Genomic DNA, 22,137 nt, shown 5'->3' with positions numbered 1-22,137 from the left:
AATGAATATGGATTTCGGCATGACGTACAGGCTGTCTCTTTCAGGCTTTCAGGATGCGGTCGAGCATTTCCACACGGTGGTCGAGGCCCTGGCCTTCTATGAAAGCCTTCAGGAGAGGGAGGGGGATGCACCTGGCGCAGGCCGTGCAGAATTGCACTGTCTGCAAAGGAATACCTTCGTCGTCCTGCTTCCGGGAATCAGTGTGCAAACCGTCACCGAAGAACTGGAAACCGTGTGGGAGTGGGCGCCGGAAGATCGCCTGAAAATTCGCCCCATGTTGAAAGAGCGCTATCGGAACAAGACTTGATGAGGTTTGCTTTTCAAGCAATAACACAGAGCTGCGCATTGCATGGATTTTGTGTTTGGTGGGCTTCGAGACATACGCCCCGCCGCCTCTGCAGTCGGTAAGCGCCGCGATCTTGAGATGGGTAAAAAAGTGAGTGCAGAACTCGTCGGCGAGCGGGGAATGCTTTCTACATCCGATTTATGTGTGGTTACTAATGTATACCTATACGGATTATCATCGGTGGCTGCCTAAAAAAGTGTCCATCGGAGAGCGGAGGCTTGCAGCTGGAGGTTTATCGCCCACTACTACTTCCCCGTCATTAAGTAACTGCGATTTGGTCGGTCGGATGTTTCACAGTTGGAAATTCGATCTTTTCGATAGATACGAATTTTTGGGCGCTCTATTTGTTTTCAGGGTGCCGTATCACTCACTAAGAATTTAACTTGTTCAAGGTGTGTCCCACCTCCGAAAATCTGTCTTTAGGCGTGTTTTTTAAGAATTGCCTTAGATCGTGGTCGGTTTGAATGAAATAGAATTTTAAGAGGTGAGTTTTTCAAGCGACTAGGGCGATGAAGTCATGATTAGCTATTTAGGCGGTTACAGTTTTTTTCGGAGCTATCTTGTAATATTTTTTGTTTGTGTGATCTATTCCGGTTTCGTAAGTGCGGATTATCGAAATAATTACTGTAACTCCGGAGCGGAGTTGGGTAGTAACTCTATATCTTTTAAGCTCGGATACTTACGCCCTTTCTCTGAGGTGGAAGTTGGAGGTGTTCTCGGAACCGCAGCGCTGGTGGGTGCAGTGACATGTAACGCTGTAGAAGAACCTTACGGAAAGTTGGGCTTTAGTCTGCAAGTTGTTCCTGGTACAGGCGAGCCTGGTGACATTTGCAGCACGCCGATTGATGGAGTTGGAGTGCGATATAGATCGGCTTATGGTAGAGCCATACCATGTGACCATTGGGACGAAGTTTTCCTGGTCCAGCCAAAAAAAGGCGGGTACTACGCGGTCTCATTGGATCAAGCAGTGGAGTTCATTAAAACCAAGCCGAGAACCTCCCTCGGGCCAGGGTTGCATGAGCTGCGACTGCCTCCAAGTAGCTATATCTACTCATACTGGAAAGGTATAACCACTAGCAATACTTGGGGGCACTATGCATTTTATTCAGCCGCCAAACTGCTGGTAGCAGACTGCCGAATGGTTGACGCAAACAAAACAGTTGACTTCGAAGGAGTGAATCCATATCACCTTGCAGATGGCGGCATGGTAGAAAAGAAATTTGATCTTACGCTTGGGAGTTGTGGCAGCCAAAGCGCAGCCGAAGAATTCAACAGCGTTGCCAGTTTCCATTTTCAGTCGAAAAATATACGAACAGATGGAAGGCTGGAAAATGACCGATGCGAGGGGTGCGCCAAAGGCATATTGATCACAGTGGCAAATGCTAAGGGGGAAATGATTGATTTAAATAAATCTTATTTGATGAGAGGTGGTGATTATAGCCTGAGCGGAGAAAGAATAACGCACCACTTTTTGGCTAGGTTAGAGCGCGATTTTAAAAATATTGAAGCAGGAAGAATTCAGGTGGTGCTTACGCTGATAATAAGTTCGCTTTAATTGTGAATACGATGTAGTTGCTGTATGGGTATGCATGATGGTGTTTTTGCGTTGATGTTTGATTGTTGAATTGTAAGGTTCTGGCTGATTGATATATCTATTTAGGCTCTCTCTTGTAGTTGGTCGATAATGTGATGTTAATTGTTTTGTTGTCAGTTGACTTTTTAAAGCTTGGAATCGCATGAGTATATTTGAGTGCATTAGCATTGCTCGGCGGCAGGGCCTGCTAATAAATATGCTCGGCGAGTTGAGTGTTCATACCCGCCAGTGGGGTGAGCGTATTGCAAACAATCTTGAATAGATTCACGTCCTTAGATCGGATCCAGCTGTTTGGCGCTTGCAGGCTCTGACCATGCGCCAGGATCTGGACGTCTCACAGAACGACGTGCTTCAGATTCAGGAGCGGCGGATCGGTCAGGGTCGCCGCCAGTTCGCGTCAGACCAGTATCCGCCGCACGTCTTTAGTGGAGGTTTAACTCTCCGCGCAACTGATGAAGTTGCGCTATGGCAGTAGAAGTTGACTGTATGTATCGGCGGTCGGCGATGAGGGCAGAAGGGGCTTCTAGGGTCTATACCAACCCTGTCCAGGGTTAACTGAGCTTGTGTGGGTGGAAAGGAAAGGGGGCTATTTGTTGAACGATTCAGAAAAGCGAAAGCCGCGCATTGCGCGGCTTTCTTGTTTGGTGGGCCCACACGGACTTGAACCGTGGACCAAAGGATTATGAGTCCTCTGCTCTAACCAACTGAGCTATAGGCCCTCAGTAGGCGCCGGATTATAGCGATGGTTTCTCGGCTGTGCTATCCGAAAAATCGGAAACTCGGATTCGCAGGAAGGTCGTACAGAACTCCTCGGCTTCAAGGGGCAGGCTGACGATATAACCCTGGATCTGTTCGCAGCCTTCCAGGGTGAGGAAAGTCTGCTGCTCCTGGTTTTCCACACCTTCGGCAATCACCGTGAACTGCATGCTGCGCCCCAGGGCGATGATGGCGCGGACAATCGCCACGTCGTGGGGGTCGTCCGGCAGCCCGCGGACAAAGGACTGGTCGATCTTGAGAAAGTCCAGGGGCAGGCGTTTGAGGTAGCTGAGGGACGAGTAGCCGGTGCCGAAGTCGTCGATGGCCAGTTGCACGCCCAGGCGCTTGAGCTGATGCAGCACTTCCAGGGCTTCTTCTGCCTGGCTCATGATGAAGTTCTCGGTGATTTCCAGCTGTAGCATTCCGGGCTGCAGGTCATAGTCGCGCAGCAGTTGCTCGATGCGCCCCAGCAGGTTGGGCTGGCGCAACTGGGCGCCGGCGAGGTTCACCGACAGGGGGCCGAAATCCTCAAAGCGTCGGTTCCAGTTGTTGAGTTGCAGGCAGGCCTGTTCCAGTACCCAGTCGCCGATCAGCAGGATCATGCCGTTTTCTTCGGCCAGGGGAATGAAGTGCTCGGGGGGCACATCGCCGAAAGTGGGGTGATGCCAACGGATCAGGGCTTCGGCGCCCACCAGCTCGTGGTTGCTGAGGCTGATCTTGGGTTGGAAATACAGCGACAGCTCGTTGCGCTCAATGGCTCGCCGCAGCTCGTGCTCCAGGGCTACCCGTTCGCTGGCCTGGGCGGTCAGGTCGCGGGTGTAGCGCTCCACGCGGTTGCGGCCCTTGGCCTTTGAGCGATACATGGCGGCGTCGGCGTTCTTGATCAGGGTGGCGACATCGCAGCCGTCCTTAGGGTACAGGCTGGTGCCGATGCTGGCGCTGATGAAAAACTCGTGTTCGCCGGCCTGGAAGGGGGCGGTAAAGCAGTTCAGCAGCTTGGTGGCGATGTGATCGGCATCGCTGGCCTGGTGCAGGCCCGGCAGCAGGATGATGAATTCGTCGCCACCCAGGCGGGCCACGGTGTCGATATCCCTCAGCTGTTCCTTCAGACGCACGGCGATGCCCTTGAGCAGCAGGTCGCCCACCGGGTGGCCGAGGCTGTCGTTGATGTGCTTGAACCGGTCCAGGTCTAGGAACAGTACCGCGCCCTGGCTGCCGTTGTCCTGTTGACTATTGAGAGCACTGAGCAGTCGGCTTTCGAACAGGGTGCGATTTGGCAGGCCGGTCAGGGGGTCGTGGTGAGCCTGGTAGTCGAGCCGCGCCTGGGCGTGCTTGAGGCTGGAAATATCGGCGAACACCGCGACGAAATGGGTGATCTGGTTTTCCCGGTTGCGCACCGCATTGATGGTCAGCCAGTTGGGATAAAGCTCACCGTTCTTGCGCCTGTTGGAGATCTCACCCTGCCAGTGGCCCTCCAGGGTCAACTGATGCCACATCGCGGCGTAGAAGGCGCTGTCATGCAGGCCCGAGGCAAGTAGGCGCGGAGTGTGGCCCAGGGCTTCACGTTCGCTGTAGCCGGTGATTTCGCTGAAGGCGCGATTGACTGCGCTGATGCGCTGCTGGGTATCGGTGATCATCACGCCTTCGGCTGTGCTTTCGAATACGGTCGCCGCCTGTTGCAGCTTCTCCTGCATCAGGCGTCGGTCGGTGATGTCCCGGGCGATGGTCAGCATGCAGTCGTCACCGCCGATGGGCAGTGGCCGGCTCGACAGCTCGCAGAGGCGGATCTGGCCATCGTTGCGCCGGATATGGCAGTTGAAGTCGCGGACAAAACCATCGCGCTGCAGCAGGTCGAGCATCTGCTTGCGCTCATTGAGATTGACCCAGATGCCCAGGTCCAGGGTCGAGCGGTCCAGCGACATGGCGCTGTTGAAGCCGGTGATGCGACTGAAGCCTTCGTTGACCTCGATCAGTAGCCCGTCGCGCTGACGGGTCAGCAGCAGGCCATCGGGGGAGGCATGGAAGGCCTTGGCGAACTTCTCCTCGGAGGTCTGCAGTTGTTGCTGGGTCTCCTTGAGTTGGCTGATGTCGCGTACCACTACCACCAGCGCCGGCGTGGTGTCGAGGTCGAAGGGCTCGGCGGAGATCAGGCCGGTGAACAACTGGCCGTTATGCCGGCGAAAGGGCATTTCCAGATTGCGGATGCTGCCTGCCTGCAAGCGTTGCAGCAGCCCTGGCCCGACCCCGGGGATGCCCCAGATATTGAGCTCGGTGGCGGTCTGGCCAACCACGCTTTGCGCGCTCAGGCCGATCTGCTCCTCGAAGGCCTTGTTGACTTCCAGCAGGCAGCCGTCGGACAGCCGGGCAATCACCAGGATGTCCGGACATTGCTGGAACACCGAGGCGAACTTCTGTTCGGACAGGCGCAGGGCCTCTTCGGTGTGCTTGGTCTCGCTGATGTCGATCATCAACCCGCGCATCACCGGTTCGTGGCCATGCTCGATCAGGCTGACGATGTCGCGCACCCAGAGGCAGCGACCGTCGGCGGCGATCACCCGGTAATCGAGGCTGTGATCCCGCCCGGCCTGCACTTCGTGGTCGCAGAAGGCCTGGGCCCGGGTCAGGTCCGCGGGGTGGATGATGTTGCGCCAGAAACCGGGAATCAGCCAATGGGCCAGGGGATAGCCCAGCAGGGCTTCGGCATGGGGCGAGACATAGCTGTAGGTAAAGTCGCTGATGCGCGCTTCCCAGGCAATCGCGGACAGGCTTTCCACTAGGCTGCGGTAGTGGTATTCACTGCTGCGCAGTTCCTGTTCCAGGGCGACCCGCCGGGAAATTTCCGAGCTCAAGCGGCGGTTGATACGGATCACCACCGCGAGCACGGTCACCAGCAGCAGTAGACCGGGCAGGCCATACATCAGGACATCTGACCAGAAGGTCCTGTGGTCGAGCACGCTGCCCACCCAGTGTTGCTGGATGGTGCTGATTTCCTCGGGGCTGAGGTCGGCGAGCACCTTGTCGAGAATGCTTACCAGGACCTTGTTTTTCCGCGGGACGCCCATCGCCAACTGATAGCGATAGGGGGTTTCGCCGCTGACGTAGAGACCGTCGAGCTTGAGCTGACGCAGGCTCCAGACACTGGAGGCGAGGTCGCCGACCACGGCGTCCACTTCGTCGGTGGCCAGGGCCTGCAGCGCCGAGCTGACATTGGGCATGGCCACCAGGTTCAGGTCCGGGTGGTGGGTGCGCAACAGTTCGTGAGGGGCGTAGTTTTCCACCACCGCTATCTTGAGGCCGTACAGTTCCTTGAGGTTGTGGGGTTGCGCGCCGCCTTCATGGGCGAGGATGACGATGGGAAAGTCCAGGTAAGGCCGGGTGAAGGCCATGTAGCTCTGGCGTTCGGGGGTCGACATGATCCCGGGCAGCAGGTCCAGCTTGCCCTGCTTGGCGTCCTCTAGCACCGCGGTCCAGCTGGCGGGCTCGACGGGCTTGAGGTTTACGGACAGGCGTTCCTGGATCAGGTGGATGTAGTCCGCGGCCAGGCCCTGATAGCGGCCTTCTTCATCCCGATACTCGAAAGGCGGCCATGAAGCGTCCACACCCAGGCGCAGTTCCGGGTGAGTCTTGAGCCAGCTACGTTCTTCGTCGGTGAGAGTCAGCGCGCCAGCCGTTGCGGTCCAGGTGAGCAGCGCCAGCAGGAGCATGGCCGACAGTCTGGGCATAACCGTCTCGTTATGGCACGGGGAATGTTTCGAGTGTAGACCGGCTATGGGGCGGGGAAGGAAAGAAGGACGGGCTGCAAAAAGCAAAACCCCCAGCTGGGCTGGGGGTCTTGGGCTTACTCGTCGAGGAAGGAGCGCAGATGCTCGCTTCGCGTCGGGTGGCGCAGCTTGCGCAGCGCCTTGGCTTCGATCTGGCGGATCCGCTCACGGGTCACATCGAACTGCTTACCGACTTCCTCGAGGGTATGGTCGGTATTCATGTCGATGCCGAAGCGCATGCGCAGTACCTTGGCTTCACGGGCAGTGAGGCCGGAGAGTACTTCGCGAGTTGCTTCCTTCAGGCTCTCAACCGTGGCGACATCGATTGGCGACTGCATGGTCGAGTCTTCGATGAAGTCGCCCAGATGGGAGTCTTCGTCATCACCGATCGGGGTTTCCATGGAGATCGGCTCTTTGGCGATCTTCAATACCTTGCGGATCTTGTCCTCAGGCATTTCCATGCGTTCGCCCAGCTCTTCCGGAGTCGGTTCGCGACCCATTTCCTGCAGCATCTGCCGGGAAATACGGTTGAGCTTGTTGATCGTCTCGATCATGTGCACCGGAATACGAATGGTGCGGGCCTGGTCGGCGATCGAGCGAGTGATCGCCTGACGGATCCACCAGGTGGCATAAGTCGAGAACTTGTAGCCGCGACGGTATTCGAACTTGTCCACGGCTTTCATCAAGCCGATGTTGCCTTCCTGGATCAGGTCGAGGAACTGCAGGCCACGGTTGGTGTACTTCTTGGCGATGGAGATCACCAGACGCAGGTTGGCTTCAACCATCTCTTTCTTCGCGCGGCGGGCCTTGGCCTCACCGATCGACATGCGACGGTTGATGTCCTTGATCTCGGCGATCTTCAAGCCTGTTTCGACTTCAAGAGCGGTCAGCTTCTGCTGGCAACGGATGATGTCCGGCTGCAGGCGGGCGATGGCTTCGGCGTACTTGCTCTTGCCTTTGGCCAGGGCGTCGGTCCAGCTTTCATCCACTTCGTTGCCCGGGAACTGGCGCAGGAAGTCGGCACGTGGCATGCGGGCATCACGCACGCAGAGCTGCATGATGGCGCGTTCCTGCTGGCGCAGGCGATCCAGGGCACTGCGTACACGTTCAACCAGGCCTTCGAATTGCTTCGGAACCAGTTTGATCGGCATGAACAGTTCAGCCAGGGCCAGCATTTCGGCGATGGCTTGCTTGTTCTCGCGGCCGTGTTTCTTCAGCGCCTTGCGGGTGACTTCCATCTGGTCGGCGACGGCGCCAAAGCGCTGTGCGGCGATGACCGGATCCGGACCGCTTTCGGCTTCTTCTTCGTCTTCGGTCGCTTCCGCTTCTTCGTCTTCGCTGTCGTCATCCGCTTTCGCGGTCTTGGTGTCGACAGGCGGCGGCACTTCGGCGGCAGGCGGCGTAATGCCGTCATCCGGGTCGATGTACCCGCTTAGAACGTCGGACAGGCGTCCACCTTCGGTGGTGACGCGAGTGTACTCGGAGAGGATGTGATCAACCGTGCCAGGGAAGTGCGCGATTGCGCCCATCACTTCACGGATACCCTCTTCGATACGCTTGGCGATTTCGATTTCGCCTTCACGTGTGAGCAGCTCTACCGTGCCCATTTCGCGCATATACATGCGCACTGGGTCGGTAGTGCGACCAATGTCGGTTTCCACAGCCGCCAACGCTGCGGCGGCTTCTTCAGCTGCTGCTTCGTCGGTATCGGCTTCGGCCAACAAAAGGGCATCCGCATCCGGAGCACTCTCGAATACGTTGATCCCCATGTCGTTGATCATGCGGATGATGTCTTCCACCTGTTCCGGATCTGAAATATCCTCCGGCAGGTGGTCGTTGACCTCCGCGTAAGTCAGGTAACCCTGCTCACGTCCACGGCTGATCAACTCTTTGAGGCGAGACTGCTGTTGCGCTTTTCCGGACATAACACCCTATCCACTGAAGGTCTTGGCGGGCAAAAAACAAGCCGAGGATTATACCCGAGCTATGACCTCACGCGCCAGTTGAGGTCGGGTTTGATGCGGGAACATTGCGTTTTAGAAGCTCAACCAGCTGCTTTTTCTCTTCGCTGCTGAGCTCGCTTTGACGCGATTTCCTGAGAAGTTGCTCTAAAACACGCTCGCGTTGGCGAGCTGACAAACTATTAATGGTGTCGAAAAACTGTTGTTCAAGGTTATCTCCGTCGATCAGCCATTCTTTTTCCGCCAATGCGGTGAGCAGATGCCCTTGCTGGGTGCCGTGCCAGCGCGCCATCAATTGATGAATAGAGCGTAGCTTAGGATTTTTCTGCACGGCTTCGATCAGAGCCACCAGCAACTGGGTATTGGTGTTGTCGTCATCGGCAAAATGCCCGGCATCTTCAACTTTTTCTGCCAATTGCGGGTGATGCAGCAAAGTGCGCAAGGCTGAAAGGGTCGGCGGTTCCACTGCAGCGGGAATGCGCGGGCCGCGTGGCTGGTCGCGATCGCCCTGGCGCTTGCCCTTGCCGTTCTTGTCCCAGGGTTTGTTTTCCCATTTCTTGCCGCCGGCATTTTTCTTTGGCGTCCACTCTTGTTGTGGGGCGTACGCCTCCTGATGCGGCTCATGGTAGTCGGCATAATCCGGCATCGCGTCGTAATCGATGCCTGCGTCGTAGGCGGGTGGCGCTTCGGGCGGTGCGCTGTGGGCCAGTTGGTTGACCGTTTCGTTGGTCAGGCCGGTGATTTCGCTGAGGCGCTGGCGCATCAGGGTGCGCAGGTTGGCCCCGGGGATTTTCTCGATCAGGGGCGCGGCCAGGGTCGCCAGATGGGCCTTGCCTTCCAGTGAGCGCGGGTCGGCTTCATCGATCAGTTGCTGGAAAAAGTAATCGGCCAGCGGCTGTGCGTGCTGGTTGATTCGAGCGCGGAAGGCATCGGTGCCTTCGGCGCGGACCAGGGTATCCGGATCTTCGCCTTCGGGAAGGAACAGAAAGCGCGCGCGGCGCCCGTCCTGCAAGCAGGTCAGGGTCGCCTCCAGGGCGCGCCAGGCGGCCTTGCGCCCGGCCTGGTCACCGTCGAAGCAGAATAGTACGTTGGGTACGATGCGGAACAGGCGCTTGAGGTGTTCTTCGCTGGTGGCGGTCCCCAGGGTGGCCACGGCGTTGCGCAGGCCTTGCTGGGCCAGGGCGATGACGTCCATGTAGCCCTCGACAACGATGATTTCGTCGAGGTTGCGGTTGTTCTTGCGGGCTTCAAACAGGCCGTAGAGTTCCTGGCCCTTGTGAAAGACCGGGGTCTCCGGAGAGTTCAGGTATTTGGGCTTGTCGTCCCCCAGAACCCTGCCGCCGAAGGCGATGATCCGACCGCGAGTGTCGCGGATCGGGAACATCACCCGGTCGCGAAAGCGGTCATAGCGCTTGCCGGTCTCTGCGTTCTCGATCAGCAGGCCGGCATCGATCATGGCTTTCTGCTGCAGGGTGTCGCTGCTCAGGTGTTTGAACAGGTTGTCCCAGCCAGGCGGAGCGAAGCCCAGGCCGAAGTCCCGGGCGATCTCGCCGGTAAGGCCGCGCCCCTTCAGGTAGTCGACCGCAGCCTTGCGCGCTGGATGGCTTTTCAGGGCCTGGCGGTAGTAATCGGCGGCGGCGGTGAGCAGCGGATACAGCGGTGAGTCGGTGGGTTGCCGAGGCTTGCGCTGGCCGCGGCTGCTCTCTTCGCGGGGGATTTCCATGCCAGCCGCCTTCGCCAGTTCCTCGACGGCCTGGGGAAAGTCCAGGTTGTCGTAGTCCATGATGAAGCCGAGGGCGTTCCCGCCTGCGCCGCAGCCGAAGCAGTAGTAGAACTGCTTGTCGGGGCTGACGCTGAAGGAGGGGGTCTTTTCCTTGTGGAAGGGGCAGCAGGCGGTGTAGTTCTTGCCGGCTTTCTTGATTTGCAGGCGCGAACTGACGACATCGACGATGTCGGTGCGGTTCAGAAGGTCGTCAATAAAGCTCTGGGGAATAAGCCCGGCCATGGCGTTCTCGTCATCACTGCGCGCAAAGATAGCCCTGGCGACACTGTCGAAAGTTCGGGTGGCGGCCAAGCGTGAGGTTGCGCGGCTCGACCCTGGTTTTCGGCGTGATCGCAGTCGGGAAGTGTATCTGCCGAACGTCCACTGACGTTAGTTTCAATCAGTATTCGACTATTTGAAGGTGTTGCGCTGAGTCCGACAGTGGCTTTGGGCTGGCCTCGGATAGCTCATTAAGCGGGCGCTGGAGAAGGGCGCCTTGGGCTGATCGTCTGTAGGAATCAGATAAGGGTGTGCTCGTCAGTAGCCTTGGAAGGCTCGTCAGAAAAGACGTGCACCGCTGGCAAGAAGCCAGGTCTGACGTGGTGAAGCAGAATCGTCTGGGTCGCATGGGCGGCTTCGACGGTGAAGCATCAAGCGTATTCCGCAAATGCCATTAGCCCGGCTGAGGGCCGGGCTTGGCAGAAGCTTGCAACGAACGTCTGTGTATTAGTACAGACGTACGGCGCGGCGCTGTTCGCGCTGAACTTTCTTGGCGTGACGCTTAACAGCAGCAGCTGCTTTGCGCTTACGCTCAGAAGTCGGCTTCTCGTAAAATTCGCGGCTACGAACTTCAGCCAGAACACCGGCTTTTTCGCAGGAGCGCTTGAAACGACGCAGAGCTACGTCGAAGGGTTCGTTCTCTTTAACTTTGACGGCTGGCATCCAGAGCTACCTTCATTCATTACCGGGGTCAACGTTCTCGTCGCAAAAATCGCGGCTGAGGTCGTCGGTTTTTAAGGGTTGCGGATGTTAACCCCTCAACGCTCGGAATGCAAAGCCTCTGATCGAAAACCGCTGGTCGGGCGCGGGAGTGGCGACTATTATGCGCGCCTTCGAATTCAGCCTCTACAAGGCGCAAACCCATGCTAGTACTGGGATTAGAAACGTCCTGCGACGAAACCGGCGTCGCGTTATACGACAGTGAGCGGGGCCTGCTGGCCGACGCGCTGTTCAGCCAGATCGACCTGCATCGCGCCTACGGTGGCGTGGTGCCGGAGCTGGCCTCCCGGGATCACGTCAAGCGCATGCTGCCCTTGATCCGCCAGGTGCTGGCCGAGGCCGACTGCGTGCCTACCGAGATTGACGCGATTGCCTACACCGCTGGCCCCGGCCTTGTCGGTGCCTTGCTGGTGGGGGCTTCCTGCGCCCAGGCGCTGGCCTTTGCCTGGGGCATTCCAGCCCTGGGCGTGCACCATATGGAGGGCCACCTGCTAGCGCCGATGCTGGAGGAGCAACCTCCGCAATTCCCGTTCGTCGCTTTGTTGGTGTCCGGTGGTCATACCCAGTTGGTTCGGGTCGATGGTATCGGCCAATACGAGTTATTGGGCGAGACCCTGGATGACGCCGCAGGCGAGGCATTCGACAAGACGGCGAAGATGATCGGCCTGAATTATCCGGGCGGCCCCGAGATTGCGCGCCTGGCGACTCAGGGCGTAGCAGGGCGCTTTGTCTTTCCGCGGCCGATGACCGATCGCCCGGGGCTGGATTTCAGCTTCAGCGGCTTGAAAACCTTCGCCTTGAACACCTGGCAGCAGTGCGTCAGCGCTGGAGACGACGGCGAGCAAACCCGTTGCGACATCTCCCTCGCGTTCCAGCAGGCGGTGGTGGAGACTCTGACCATCAAATGCAAGCGTGCCTTGAAGCAGACCGGTCTCAAACGTCTGGTTATTGCGGGAGGTGTAAGTGCCAACAAGGCATTGCGCGCTTCGCTGGAAAAGATGCTGGCTGAAATGAAGGGCAATGTGTTCTATGCCCGTCCCGAGTTCTGCACCGACAACGGAGCGATGATCGCCTTTGCCGGTTGCCAGCGTTTGCAGGCCGGGCAGCAGGAAAGTCTGGCGATCAGCGTACAGGCGCGTTGGCCGATGGAGCAGCTGTCAGCTCTCTGATTTCATGCGGGGAGGCTCGGGCTGAGGCCTCTACATCTGAGGGATTCAAAAATGCCGTTCGCGCCCGGCAAACAGGTCGCGTAAATTGCCGCGGTGGCGCCAGACGATCAGCAGTGTCAGCACGCTCATCGGCAATAGCGCCTCCGGTTCCTGCCAGGCCAGCAGTGGCAAGGTCAGGGGGGTGGCGATCAGTGCGGCCAGTGAACTGGTGCGAGTGAGATAGAAGGTCAGCGCCCAGGCGGCGATGGCCAGCAGCGCGGCCGGGGGGTAGAGCCCCAGCAGCATGCCGGCGGCGGTGGCGACACCCTTACCGCCGCGGAAGCGGAAGTACAGTGGAAACAGATGGCCGAGGACGGCATAGAGCCCCACCCAGGCCTGTTGTTGCAGGGACAAGCCCGCGAGGTGGGCGATCAGCACAGGTGCCAGGCCTTTGCACAGGTCTCCCAGCAGGGTCAGGACTGCGAGTTTCTTGCCGGCCAGGCGCAGCATGTTGGTGGCGCCGGCATTACCCGAGCCACTCATTCGCGGGTCGGGATTACCCGTAAGGCGGCTGAGCAAAATGGCGAAGGACAGAGAGCCGAGCAGGTAGGCGAAAATCGCCAGTAACCAAAACATGCTAACTATTCCGGGCGAGGAAGCCCTGATTCTAACGGCGCATTGCGCCCTTGTCGTGCTGCGGAGAAGAGTGCTTGGACAGAGTGTTTATCGAAGGGCTGGAAGTGGACACCGTGATTGGTGCCTACGACTGGGAGCGCGGCATCCGACAGTGCCTGCGTCTTGATCTGAGCTTTGCCTGGGACAATCGCCCGGCAGCTGCTGGAGATGATCTGACGCTGGCATTGGACTATGCCAGTGTCTCCACCCGGATCCAGGCGTTTGCCGAGCATGCCCAGTACCAGTTGGTGGAAACCTTTGCCGAGCGTCTTGCCGAGGTTCTGATGAATGAATTTCACATCCCTTGGTTGCGCTTGAAACTGACCAAGCCTGGCGCCGTCCCGGCTGCCTCTGGTGTGGGTGTGGAGATCGAGCGCGGATGTCGCTGACTCAGGTGTATCTGGGGCTCGGTAGCAATATCGAGCGTGAAGTTCATCTGCGGGCCGGGCTCGATGCCCTGGCCGGTTTTCTGGTGGATATGCGTTGCTCGCCGGTGTTCGAAAGCCAGCCGGTGGGGATCAAGAGCGGCCCGTTTTTCAACCTGGTGGTGACGGCTTTTACCGACTTGCCTCTGATCGAGCTGGACCGGCGCCTGAAGTTCATCGAGGCCGATAACGGCCGTTATGCCCCTGATCGTAAAGGCCTGCCGCTGGATATCGATGTATTGCTCTACGGTGAACTGACCGGCAATTTCGATGGCCTGATCCTGCCCCGGGCAGAGATTCTGAAGAACGCCTTCGTGCTCTGGCCGCTGTCGCTGATGGCGCCCGAGCGGGTGCATCCGCTGGCGGGCAAGAGCCTCGGGGCGCTCTGGGCCGAGGCGCAGATCGATCAGGTGCTGGCCCCGGTCGCCTTCCAATGGCGGGGCATGCAACTGACCCCACCAGACCTGTAGCTGCGCTCGACTAATCGCGGACCCGGCGGGGCGGTTCGCGACTCACTCAAGGCGCGTGCTGTTCCTTGTAGGCCTTGATGACCTTCAGTCGTTCCAGCCTTAGTGCCTCGCCCAGTTGCGGCCCCTTGAACCTCTGTTCCAGCAAGGGTTGAACCGCCACCTCGCGCGCCGCCTCGGCGGCTCCTCGCAGGTAATCGGCTTGCGGATAAGGCCGCGACTCCAGCCCAAGACGGCCGCGAGCATCCATTTCGCATGCCGCTATGAACTCTTCGAAACGCTGTGGGCGTCGGAACACGTCGAAACTTTGCAATAGTTCCAGGAGTGTCGAGGCCTTGAGTTCCAGCGCCTTGTGGCCGTGGGTATGGTACTGGCCCACCAGCAGTGCCAACTCCTGGCATTCCCGGGGCGCCTTGAAGCGTTCATTGACCGCCTTGATCAGTTCCAGGCCTGTGCGCTCATGGCCAATGTGCCGTGGCCACTCCTCCTCGGGTGTCAGGCCTTTGCCCAGGTCGTGGAGCAGGCAGGCCCAGCGCACGCTGAGGGGTTGCTGATGCAACGCGGCTTGCAGCAGAACGCTGAGGGTGTGCGCGCCGGTGTCTATCTCCGGGTGATGGACCGCGGGTTGAGGTACGCCGAACAGTGCGTCGATTTCGGGCATCAGCACCGCCAGCGCGCCGCAGTCGCGCAATACCTGGATAAAGACCTGGGGCTGATCCTCCATCAGGGCGCGAGATATCTCTTTCCAGCTGCGTTCGGCCGTCAGGGCCTGAAGCTCACCGGATTCACTGAGTTCGCGCATCAGCTCGAGTGTCTCTGGCGCCACGCGAAAACCCAGCCCGGCGTAGCGGGCGGCGAAGCGGGCGACCCGCAGTACTCGCAGGGGATCTTCGGCGAATGCCGGGGAAACGTGGCGCAATAGCCGCTCTTCAAGGTCCTTCTGACCGTTGTAGGGATCGGTGAGGCGGCCCTGTTCATCTTCGGCCATGGCGTTGATGGTCAGGTCGCGACGGATCAGGTCCTCTTCCAGAGTGACTTCCGGGCTGGCATGGAAGGTGAAACCGCCATAACCCCGCCCACTCTTGCGCTCGGTGCGGGCCAGGGCATATTCCTCGCCGCTCTTGGGGTGCAGGAACACCGGGAAGTCCGCGCCCACGGGGCGAAAGCCCTTGGCGAGCATCTCCTCTGCGCTGGCACCCACTACCACCCAGTCGATATCGGTAACCGGCCTGCCGAGCAGGCGGTCGCGCACGGCGCCGCCGACTTTGTAAATCCGCATAAAAAAACCTCCGTTAGCGCGACAGGATAACCCTTGTATCGCGCATCCGGAGGCTTGTTATCGGGCTTAAAGGTGGATAACTGCCAGGTCCAGGCGACCGTAGTCGTTTTCGTTGTGATCGCTCTTTGGCGGTACGTGGTGGGTTTTCATCACCTGGTCGCCCTGCAGGGTTTCCAGGTGAATGTCGAAGCCCCAGAGGCGGTGCAGGTGCTTGAGCACTTCGTCGGTGGAATCCCCCAGGGGTTTACGGTCGTGTTGCTGATGACGCAGGGTCAAGGAGCGGTCGCCCCGGCGGTCGATGCTCCAGATCTGCACGTTGGGTTCGCGGTTGCCCAGGTTGTATTGCGCGGCCAGGGTTTCACGGATGATCCGATAGCCGCTTTCATCATGGATTGCCGGTACCAGCAGGTCGTCCTTCTGGTCGTCGTCCATGATGCTGAACAGCTTGAGATCGCGGATGACCTTGGGCGACAGGTACTGCAGGATGAAGCTCTCGTCCTTGAAGCTGCTCATGGCGAACTTGATGCTCGACAGCCAGTCGGTGCCGGCCAGTTCCGGGAACCAGCGCCGGTCCTCTTCCGTGGGCTCCTCGCAGATGCGTCGGATGTCGCGGTACATGGCAAAGCCCAGGGCATAGGGGTTGATGCCGTTGTAGTAGGGGCTGTCGAAGCCTGGCTGGAATACCACGCTGGTATGGGAGGTGAGGAATTCCATCATGAAGCCATCGGTGACCAGGCCTTCGTCGTACAGATCGTTCATCAAGGTGTAGTGCCAGAAGGTAGCCCAGCCTTCGTTCATCACCTGGGTCTGGCGTTGCGGGTAGAAGTACTGGGCGATCTTGCGCACGATGCGCACGATCTCGCGTTGCCAGGGCTCCAGCAGTGGCGCGTGTTTTTCGATGAAATAGAGGATATTTTCCTGAGGTTCGGCGGGGAAGCGCGCATTGTCCTTGTCGCTGTACTTGTCCGCACCCTTGGGAATGGTGCGCCACAGGTCGTTGATCTGTTTCTGCAGGTGTTCCTCCCGGTCTTTCTGCCGGCGCCGTTCTTCTTCGGCGGAAATCGGGTAGGGCCGCTTGTAGCGGTCGACACCGTAGTTCATCAAGGCATGGCAGGAGTCCAGCAGATCTTCCACGGCATCGATGCCATGGCGCTCCTCGCATTGCATGATGTACTGCTTGGCGAACACCAGGTAGTCGATGATCGAGCTGGCATCGGTCCAGGTGCGGAACAGGTAATTGCCCTTGAAGAAGCTGTTATGGCCATAGCAGGCGTGAGCCACCACCAGCGCCTGCATGCAGATGGTGTTCTCTTCCATCAGATAGGCAATGCAAGGGTCGGAGTTGATGACGATTTCGTAGGCCAGGCCCATCTGGCCCCGGCTGTAGGATTTTTCGGTGCTGAGGAAGTGCTTGCCGTAGGACCAGTGGTGATAGCCCAGGGGCATGCCCACCGAGGCATAGGCGTCCATCATCTGCTCGGCGGTGATCACTTCGATCTGGTTGGGATAGGTGTCCAGGGCATAGCGGGCCGCGATACGGCTGATTTCACGGTCGTAGGCCTGGATCAGCTCGAAGGTCCATTCCGAGCCGGTGGAGATGGGTTGGCGCTTCTGCTCTCTGGCGGTCATGTCACTAACCTGCGCTGGAAGAGTTCACGGAAGACCGGATAGATGTCTCCGGCCGAAACCAGTTGTTGCTGGGCGAATGTATCGGAATAGGCCTCGGCGATGCGTTCGTACTCGAACCACAGGGCCTGGTGCTCGCGCGGGGTGATTTCCACGTAGGTGTAGTACTGCACGAACGGCATGATCTGGTTGATCAGGATGTCGCGGCAGATCGGCGAGTCGTCGTTCCAGTTGTCGCCATCGGAGGCCTGGGCAGCGTAGATGTTCCACTCGTTGCTCGGGTAGCGTTCGGCCATGATCTCCTGCATCAGCTTCAGGGCGCTGGAGACGATGGTGCCGCCGGTTTCCCGGGAATAAAAGAATTCCTCCTCGTCCACTTCCCGGGCACTGGTGTGGTGGCGGATGAACACGACGTCGATCTTGTCGTAGTTGCGCTTGAGGAACAGGTACAGAAGGATGAAGAAACGCTTGGCGATGTCTTTGGTGGCCTGGGTCATGGAGCCAGAAACGTCCATCAGGCAGAACATCACCGCCTTGGAGCTGGGGTTGGGCTGTTTCACCAGCAGGTTGTACTTGAGGTCGAAGGTGTCGAGGAAGGGCACGCGGTGAATCCGGGCACTCAGGCGCTCGATTTCCGCCTCAAGCTCCTGGATATCGCCGAAATTGTCCGGTTCTTCCCGCTTCAGGCGCGCCAGTTCTTCCTTGGCTTCCCGCAGCTTGGCCCGGCTGCTGCCGGACAAGGCAATGCGTCGCGCGTGGGCCGACCGCAAGGTACGGATGATATTGATCCGAGCCGGGTTGCCTTCGTTGCTGATCCCGGCTCGTACGGTCTTGAAGGTGTCGGTTCCGGTCAGGTTGCGTTTCACCAGGTTGGGCAGTTCCAGGTCCTCGAACATGAATTCGAGGAATTCCTCCTGGGTGATCTGGAACACGAACTCGTCCATGCCTTCGCCGGAATTGCCGGCCTTGCCCCGGCCGCCACCGCCCCCACCGCCGCCTTGAGGCCTGGCAATGTGCTCGCCGGCAGTGAATTCCTTGTTGCCAGGGTGAACCACGGTCTGCTTGCCGCCACGGCCGTGGTGCAGCACCGGCTCGTCGATATCCCGCCCGGGAATGCTGATTTGCTCGCCGTGCTCCATGTCGGTGATGGAGCGCCGGCTAACCGCCTCTTCGACGGCCTTTTTAATGTGGTCACGGTAGCGCCGCAGAAACCGCTGGCGGTTTACCGTGCTCTTGTTCTTGCCATTGAGACGTCGGTCGATCACATAGCTCATGGGCCCCTCCGGGGAGCTTCAAGACATAAGCTTCAAGCGGTAGGCAGCGTTGCAGCAGAGCCCCCAAGGGCTCTACGGCAAGGTGCCCGCAGCTTGGGGCTAGAAGCTTGCAGCTGCTTTACTGCGACTTTCTGACCCGCAGATACCATTCGGATAGCAGCCGTACCTGTTTGTCGGTGTAGCCGCGCTCGACCATTCGTGTGACGAAGTCGTTGTGCTTCTGCTGATCCTCCTTGCTCGCCTTGGCGTTGAAGCTGATGACCGGCAACAGGTCCTCGGTGTTGGAGAACATTTTCTTCTCGATGACCACCCGCAGCTTCTCGTAGCTGAGCCAGGTGGGGTTCTTGCCGTTGTTGTTGGCCCGGGCGCGCAGGACGAAATTGACGATTTCGTTGCGGAAATCCTTCGGGTTGCTGATCCCGGCCGGTTTTTCGATCTTTTCCAGTTCCTCGTTGAGGGCCACGCGATTGAGGATTTCGCCGGTCTCCGGATCGCGGTATTCCTGATCCTGGATCCAGAAGTCCGCATAGAGCACGTAGCGGTCGAAGATGTTCTGGCCGTACTCGCTGTAGGACTCGAGGTAGGCGGTCTGGATCTCCTTGCCGATGAATTCGATATAGCGCGGTGCCAGATATTCCTTGAGGAAGCGCAGGTAGCGCTCACGGGTTTCTGCCTGGAACTGCTCTTGCTCGATCTGTTGTTCCAGCACGTACAGCAGGTGCACCGGGTTCGCCGCCACTTCGTGAGGGTCGAAGTTGAAGACCTTCGACAGGATCTTGAAGGCAAAGCGAGTCGACAACCCGTTCATCCCCTCGTCGACGCCGGCGCTGTCACGGTACTCCTGGATCGACTTGGCCTTGGGATCGGTGTCCTTGAGGTTTTCGCCGTCATACACCCGCATCTTCGAGTAGATGTTGGAGTTCTCCGGTTCCTTGAGGCGCGAAAGCACGGTGAACTGCGCCAGCATCTTCAGGGTGTCGGGGGCGCAGTGGGCCTTGGCCAGGGAGCTGTTGAACAGTAGCTTGTCGTAGATCTTCACCTCATCGGTGACCCGCAGGCAGTACGGCACCTTGACGATATAGATCCGGTCGATGAAGGCTTCGTTGTTCTTGTTGTTGCGGAAGGTGTGCCATTCCGATTCGTTGGAGTGCGCCAGCAGAATGCCGGTAAACGGAATCGCCCCCAGGCCCTCGGTGCTGTTGTAGTTGCCTTCCTGAGTCGCGGTCAGCAGTGGGTGCAGCACCTTGATCGGTGCCTTGAACATTTCGACGAATTCCATCAGGCCCTGGTTGGCCCGGCACAGCGCCCCGGAGTAGCTGTAGGCGTCGGCGTCGTTCTGGGGGAATTCTTCCAGCTTGCGGATATCCACCTTGCCCACGAGGGCCGAGATGTCCTGGTTGTTCTCATCCCCAGGCTCGGTCTTGGCCACGGCAATCTGGTTGAGGATCGACGGATAGAGTTTCACCACTCGGAACTGGCTGATGTCACCGCCGAACTCCGACAGGCGCTTGGTGGCCCAGGGCGACATGATGGTGTTGAGGTAACGCCGGGGAATGCCGAAGTCTTCTTCGAGAATCGCGCCATCTTCCGTGGCGTTGAACAGGCCCAGCGGTGATTCGAAGACCGGAGAGCCCTTGATGGCGTAGAAGGGCACTTTCTCGATCAGTTGCTTGAGTTTCTCGGCGAGGGAGGATTTACCACCGCCCACCGGCCCCAGCAGATAGAGGATCTGTTTCTTTTCTTCCAGGCCCTGAGCGGCATGACGGAAGTAGGAGACGATCTGATCGATGCATTCTTCCATGCCATGGAAGTCTTCGAACGCCGGATAGCGGCGAATCACTTTGTTGGAGAAGATTCGCGACAGCCTCGAATTGGTCGAGGTATCCAGCAATTCGGGCTCGCCGATGGCCAGCAGCAGGCGCTCGGCGGCCGAGGCGTAGGCGCTTCGATCCTTCTTGCACAGCTCCAGGTATTCCTGCAGCGAAAACTCTTCCTGGCGTGTGGATTCGAAGCGTTGTTGGAAGTGGCTAAAAATACTCATGACGTCACCTCGCTCGATACGTGGAGCCGGCGTCGGATCAGTCAGTCAAGTGCTGGCATGCAGCTGAGTTTCCAGCTGCTGTTTACCCCCCAGAACACTTTCAAAGCTATCGACCTTGAAAGCTAGTACCGATGACCCGCTCGCCGGTGTACCGGCTCTCCCCTGATTTGGATGGCCTGAGGCTAAGGATAGTTCGGAATCCGGGAGGTCAAGGCGAGATGGGGAATTAGTTGCCCGCTACCGTTCGTCTGGTGCTGCGTCAGCCCGCGTCGTACGCGGGCTAGAGCGTCGGAAAAAAATTATTCAGGGTTGCCCTGAGCGGTTTCCGCTGGATAAGTGCTGCGCCACAGTTCGAAGCCGCCATCCAGGCTGTAGACGTCGGAAAAGCCCTGGCTGACCAGGTAGGCTGCCGCGCTCTGGCTCGAGTTTCCGTGGTAGCAAACCACCACTAGCGGAGCGTCGAGGTCAGCCGCGCGGATGAAGTCGGAAATGGAGTGATTGTCCAGGTGTTGCGAGCCACTGATGTGGTTCAGTGCGTAGGTTTGCGGATCGCGGATGTCCACCACCACGGCACCTTGCTCGCGCAGTGCCTGGGCCTGTTCTGGGGGGATGCGTTTGAATTCGCTCATGGCGGGCTCCTGGAGCTTGATAATCAGCGCCGGCTAGCGCTTTGCCGGTGCCGGCAGGGGTTCGGGGGAAAGAGCGGCGGTGCGGCCTTGGGCATCGCAGTCGCAGGTCAGGCGTACGCCGCTATCGACATTCAGCAGGGTCATGGCCCCGCCCCAGACGCAGCCGCTGTCCAGGGCGAAGATGCCGGGCTCGTTGCAATGGCCTTCCAGGGCTGCCCAGTGGCCGAAGATGATCTTCAGGTCCCGGGTCTTGCGCTCCTTGTGGCTGAACCAGGGGGCGTAGCCCGGTGGCGCGGTGTCCAGGCCCTCCTTGCTCTTGAGGTCCAGCTTGCCGTCGCTGGTACAGAAGCGCATGCGGGTGAAGTAGTTGGTGATGACCCGCAGGCGAGTCACGCCTTTGAGATCACTGTCCCATTTCGCTGGATCATTGCCATACATACCGTCCAGGAAGGGGTCGAAGAGGTTGTCGTCGCGCAACGCTTCTTCGACCTCGGCGGCACATTTCTGGGCTTTCTTCAGCGACCACTGGGGGGCTATGCCGGCGTGCACCATGGCGATGTTGCGGGCTTCGTCGTAATGCATCAGCTTCTGCTGGCGCAGCCACTGCAAGAGCTCCTCGCAATCGGGAGCCTCCAGGATCTCGCGCAGAGTGTCGGATTTCTTCAGGCGCTCGACGTTGCGCCAGACGGCCAGCAGGTGCAGGTCGTGATTGCCCAGCACGCAGACCAGCGAGTCGCGGATCGAATACAGGTAGCGCAGGGTTTCCAGCGACTGCGGGCCACGGTTGACCAGGTCGCCCACCAGCCACAGGCGATCCCGGGCGGGATCGAAGGCTACTTGTTCAAGCAGGCATTGCAGAGGTTCCAGGCAGCCTTGCAGGTCGCCGACGGCGTAGGTCGCCATCAGTGCAAGGCTCCGGGCACGGCCAGGCGGAAGGGCGCAATGACGGCGTCGAACTGTTTGCCATCCTCGGCGAGCATCTGATAGCTGCCCTGCATGTTGCCAACCCGGGTGGTCATTACCGTGCCGCTGCTGTAGGTGTGGCTTTTGCCTGCGGCGATCAGCGGTTGCTGGCCCACCACGCCGGCACCACGGACCTCTTCGACATGCCCGTCGCCATCGGTGATCACCCAGTGCCGGGACAGCAGCTTGGCTGGAAGCGAGCCATTGTTCTGCACGGTGATGGTGTAGGCGAAAGCGAAGCGGTTCTGCTCGGGTTGCGATTGGTCTGCCAGAAAGCGAGTGACGACGCTGACGTCGACCTGGTAACGAGGATCGGACATGCAAGAGGCCTTTAAAGCAAAGCGGGACGCGGGACGGGACTGATGGAGGTCAGTCTAGGTCAAGTATCGGGTAGTAGACCAGACATCCCGTCTGGCGTCCTACCCGATATC

The 22,137-nt window shown here is 59.0% G+C and carries 17 protein-coding genes and 1 tRNA gene; 5 read left to right on the top strand and 13 right to left on the bottom strand.

Features of this window, described 5'->3' with window-relative positions; translation table 11 throughout:
• The first annotated feature begins 1 nt into the window (after window position 1).
• Entirely contained in the window at window positions 2–307 is a 306-nt protein-coding gene (locus tag KI242_RS28715) for a hypothetical protein (RefSeq protein ID WP_212805741.1), read from the top strand.
• Between the two features lie 556 nt (window positions 308–863).
• Entirely contained in the window at window positions 864–1,901 is a 1,038-nt protein-coding gene (locus tag KI242_RS28710) for a fimbrial protein (RefSeq protein WP_212805740.1), read from the top strand.
• Window positions 1,902–2,582: 681 nt separating this feature from the next.
• Here KI242_RS28710 and KI242_RS28705 read toward each other — a convergent pair.
• The 5 genes from KI242_RS28705 to rpsU form a co-directional block, all read right to left on the bottom strand.
• Window positions 2,583–2,659: transfer RNA gene (locus KI242_RS28705), tRNA-Ile, on the bottom strand.
• 15 nt (window positions 2,660–2,674) lie between these two features.
• On the bottom strand, window positions 2,675–6,418 hold the full coding sequence (locus tag KI242_RS28700; protein ID WP_212805739.1) for an EAL domain-containing protein: 3,744 nt from the start codon (window positions 6,416–6,418) through the stop codon (window positions 2,675–2,677).
• A 116-nt stretch (window positions 6,419–6,534) separates the two neighbouring features.
• Window positions 6,535–8,382 (bottom strand): RNA polymerase sigma factor RpoD, encoded by a 1,848-nt coding sequence (gene rpoD, locus KI242_RS28695; RefSeq protein WP_011063840.1) that lies wholly within the window; start codon window positions 8,380–8,382, stop codon window positions 6,535–6,537.
• Between the two features lie 67 nt (window positions 8,383–8,449).
• Window positions 8,450–10,423, bottom strand: a complete 1,974-nt coding sequence (dnaG, locus tag KI242_RS28690) for a DNA primase (RefSeq protein ID WP_212805738.1) — start codon at window positions 10,421–10,423, stop codon at window positions 8,450–8,452.
• 483 nt (window positions 10,424–10,906) lie between these two features.
• Window positions 10,907–11,122 carry a 30S ribosomal protein S21 gene (gene rpsU / locus KI242_RS28685; protein WP_002551877.1) on the bottom strand — a complete coding sequence of 72 codons (216 nt, stop codon included), beginning with the start codon at window positions 11,120–11,122 and terminating at the stop codon, window positions 10,907–10,909.
• 200 nt (window positions 11,123–11,322) lie between these two features.
• On the opposite strand from rpsU, the gene tsaD reads away from it, so the two are divergent.
• Entirely contained in the window at window positions 11,323–12,348 is a 1,026-nt protein-coding gene (tsaD, locus tag KI242_RS28680; RefSeq protein WP_011063838.1) for a tRNA (adenosine(37)-N6)-threonylcarbamoyltransferase complex transferase subunit TsaD, read from the top strand.
• A 45-nt stretch (window positions 12,349–12,393) separates the two neighbouring features.
• On the opposite strand, the gene plsY is transcribed toward tsaD, so the two are convergent.
• Window positions 12,394–12,963 (bottom strand): glycerol-3-phosphate 1-O-acyltransferase PlsY, encoded by a 570-nt coding sequence (plsY, locus tag KI242_RS28675; RefSeq protein WP_011063837.1) that lies wholly within the window; start codon window positions 12,961–12,963, stop codon window positions 12,394–12,396.
• 74 nt (window positions 12,964–13,037) lie between these two features.
• Between plsY and folB the strand changes: the two genes are divergently transcribed.
• Complete coding sequence (gene folB / locus KI242_RS28670) at window positions 13,038–13,391, top strand: dihydroneopterin aldolase (protein WP_011063836.1); 354 nt, start codon at window positions 13,038–13,040, stop codon at window positions 13,389–13,391.
• Entirely contained in the window at window positions 13,382–13,897 is a 516-nt protein-coding gene (folK, locus tag KI242_RS28665; protein WP_041120098.1) for a 2-amino-4-hydroxy-6-hydroxymethyldihydropteridine diphosphokinase, read from the top strand. The genes folB and folK overlap by 10 nt, the downstream gene beginning before the upstream one ends.
• A gap of 46 nt (window positions 13,898–13,943) precedes the next feature.
• On the opposite strand, the gene KI242_RS28660 is transcribed toward folK, so the two are convergent.
• From KI242_RS28660 to apaG, 7 genes are all read right to left on the bottom strand, one after another.
• Entirely contained in the window at window positions 13,944–15,173 is a 1,230-nt protein-coding gene (locus tag KI242_RS28660; protein WP_212805737.1) for a multifunctional CCA addition/repair protein, read from the bottom strand.
• A gap of 66 nt (window positions 15,174–15,239) precedes the next feature.
• Window positions 15,240–16,802, bottom strand: coding sequence for a SpoVR family protein (locus tag KI242_RS28655; RefSeq protein WP_011063833.1), 1,563 nt, complete (start codon window positions 16,800–16,802; stop codon window positions 15,240–15,242).
• Window positions 16,799–18,073 carry a YeaH/YhbH family protein gene (locus KI242_RS28650; RefSeq protein ID WP_212805736.1) on the bottom strand — a complete coding sequence of 425 codons (1,275 nt, stop codon included), beginning with the start codon at window positions 18,071–18,073 and terminating at the stop codon, window positions 16,799–16,801. Before KI242_RS28650 ends, KI242_RS28655 begins: the two co-directional genes overlap by 4 nt.
• 118 nt (window positions 18,074–18,191) lie before the next feature.
• Window positions 18,192–20,114: a PrkA family serine protein kinase gene (locus KI242_RS28645; protein WP_011063831.1), complete on the bottom strand. Its 1,923-nt coding sequence runs from the start codon at window positions 20,112–20,114 to the stop codon at window positions 18,192–18,194.
• Window positions 20,115–20,413: 299 nt separating this feature from the next.
• The gene (glpE, locus tag KI242_RS28640; protein ID WP_011063830.1) at window positions 20,414–20,743 is read right to left on the bottom strand and encodes a thiosulfate sulfurtransferase GlpE; all 330 of its coding nucleotides are present in this window, start codon (window positions 20,741–20,743) and stop codon (window positions 20,414–20,416) included.
• Window positions 20,744–20,776: 33 nt separating this feature from the next.
• On the bottom strand, window positions 20,777–21,646 hold the full coding sequence (locus tag KI242_RS28635) for a symmetrical bis(5'-nucleosyl)-tetraphosphatase (RefSeq protein WP_015637253.1): 870 nt from the start codon (window positions 21,644–21,646) through the stop codon (window positions 20,777–20,779).
• Complete coding sequence (gene apaG / locus KI242_RS28630; RefSeq protein WP_011063828.1) at window positions 21,646–22,026, bottom strand: Co2+/Mg2+ efflux protein ApaG; 381 nt, start codon at window positions 22,024–22,026, stop codon at window positions 21,646–21,648. Before apaG ends, KI242_RS28635 begins: the two co-directional genes overlap by 1 nt.
• Window positions 22,027–22,137: the final 111 nt, after the last annotated feature.

This window comes from Pseudomonas sp. Eqa60 (assembly GCF_018326405.1).
Lineage (GTDB): Bacteria > Pseudomonadota > Gammaproteobacteria > Pseudomonadales > Pseudomonadaceae > Aquipseudomonas > Aquipseudomonas protegens.
This window is presented reverse-complemented; position numbering and strand designations above follow the sequence as displayed.

Bases quoted from the DNA above. Each gene is read 5' to 3' on its own strand.
- tsaD (WP_011063838.1), top strand. From the start codon at position 11,323: ATGCTAGTACTGGGATTAGAAACGTCCTGCGACGAAACCGGCGTCGCG.
- KI242_RS28710 (WP_212805740.1), top strand. From the start codon at position 864: ATGATTAGCTATTTAGGCGGTTACAGTTTTTTTCGGAGCTATCTTGTA.
- apaG (WP_011063828.1), bottom strand. From the start codon at position 22,026: ATGTCCGATCCTCGTTACCAGGTCGACGTCAGCGTCGTCACTCGCTTT.
- rpoD (WP_011063840.1), bottom strand. From the start codon at position 8,382: ATGTCCGGAAAAGCGCAACAGCAGTCTCGCCTCAAAGAGTTGATCAGC.
- plsY (WP_011063837.1), bottom strand. From the start codon at position 12,963: ATGTTTTGGTTACTGGCGATTTTCGCCTACCTGCTCGGCTCTCTGTCC.
- KI242_RS28660 (WP_212805737.1), bottom strand. From the start codon at position 15,173: ATGCGGATTTACAAAGTCGGCGGCGCCGTGCGCGACCGCCTGCTCGGC.
- rpsU (WP_002551877.1), bottom strand. From the start codon at position 11,122: ATGCCAGCCGTCAAAGTTAAAGAGAACGAACCCTTCGACGTAGCTCTG.
- folK (WP_041120098.1), top strand. From the start codon at position 13,382: ATGTCGCTGACTCAGGTGTATCTGGGGCTCGGTAGCAATATCGAGCGT.
- KI242_RS28650 (WP_212805736.1), bottom strand. From the start codon at position 18,073: ATGAGCTATGTGATCGACCGACGTCTCAATGGCAAGAACAAGAGCACG.
- KI242_RS28715 (WP_212805741.1), top strand. From the start codon at position 2: ATGAATATGGATTTCGGCATGACGTACAGGCTGTCTCTTTCAGGCTTT.
- KI242_RS28645 (WP_011063831.1), bottom strand. From the start codon at position 20,114: ATGAGTATTTTTAGCCACTTCCAACAACGCTTCGAATCCACACGCCAG.
- glpE (WP_011063830.1), bottom strand. From the start codon at position 20,743: ATGAGCGAATTCAAACGCATCCCCCCAGAACAGGCCCAGGCACTGCGC.
- KI242_RS28635 (WP_015637253.1), bottom strand. From the start codon at position 21,646: ATGGCGACCTACGCCGTCGGCGACCTGCAAGGCTGCCTGGAACCTCTG.
- KI242_RS28655 (WP_011063833.1), bottom strand. From the start codon at position 16,802: ATGACCGCCAGAGAGCAGAAGCGCCAACCCATCTCCACCGGCTCGGAA.
- KI242_RS28700 (WP_212805739.1), bottom strand. From the start codon at position 6,418: ATGCCCAGACTGTCGGCCATGCTCCTGCTGGCGCTGCTCACCTGGACC.
- dnaG (WP_212805738.1), bottom strand. From the start codon at position 10,423: ATGGCCGGGCTTATTCCCCAGAGCTTTATTGACGACCTTCTGAACCGC.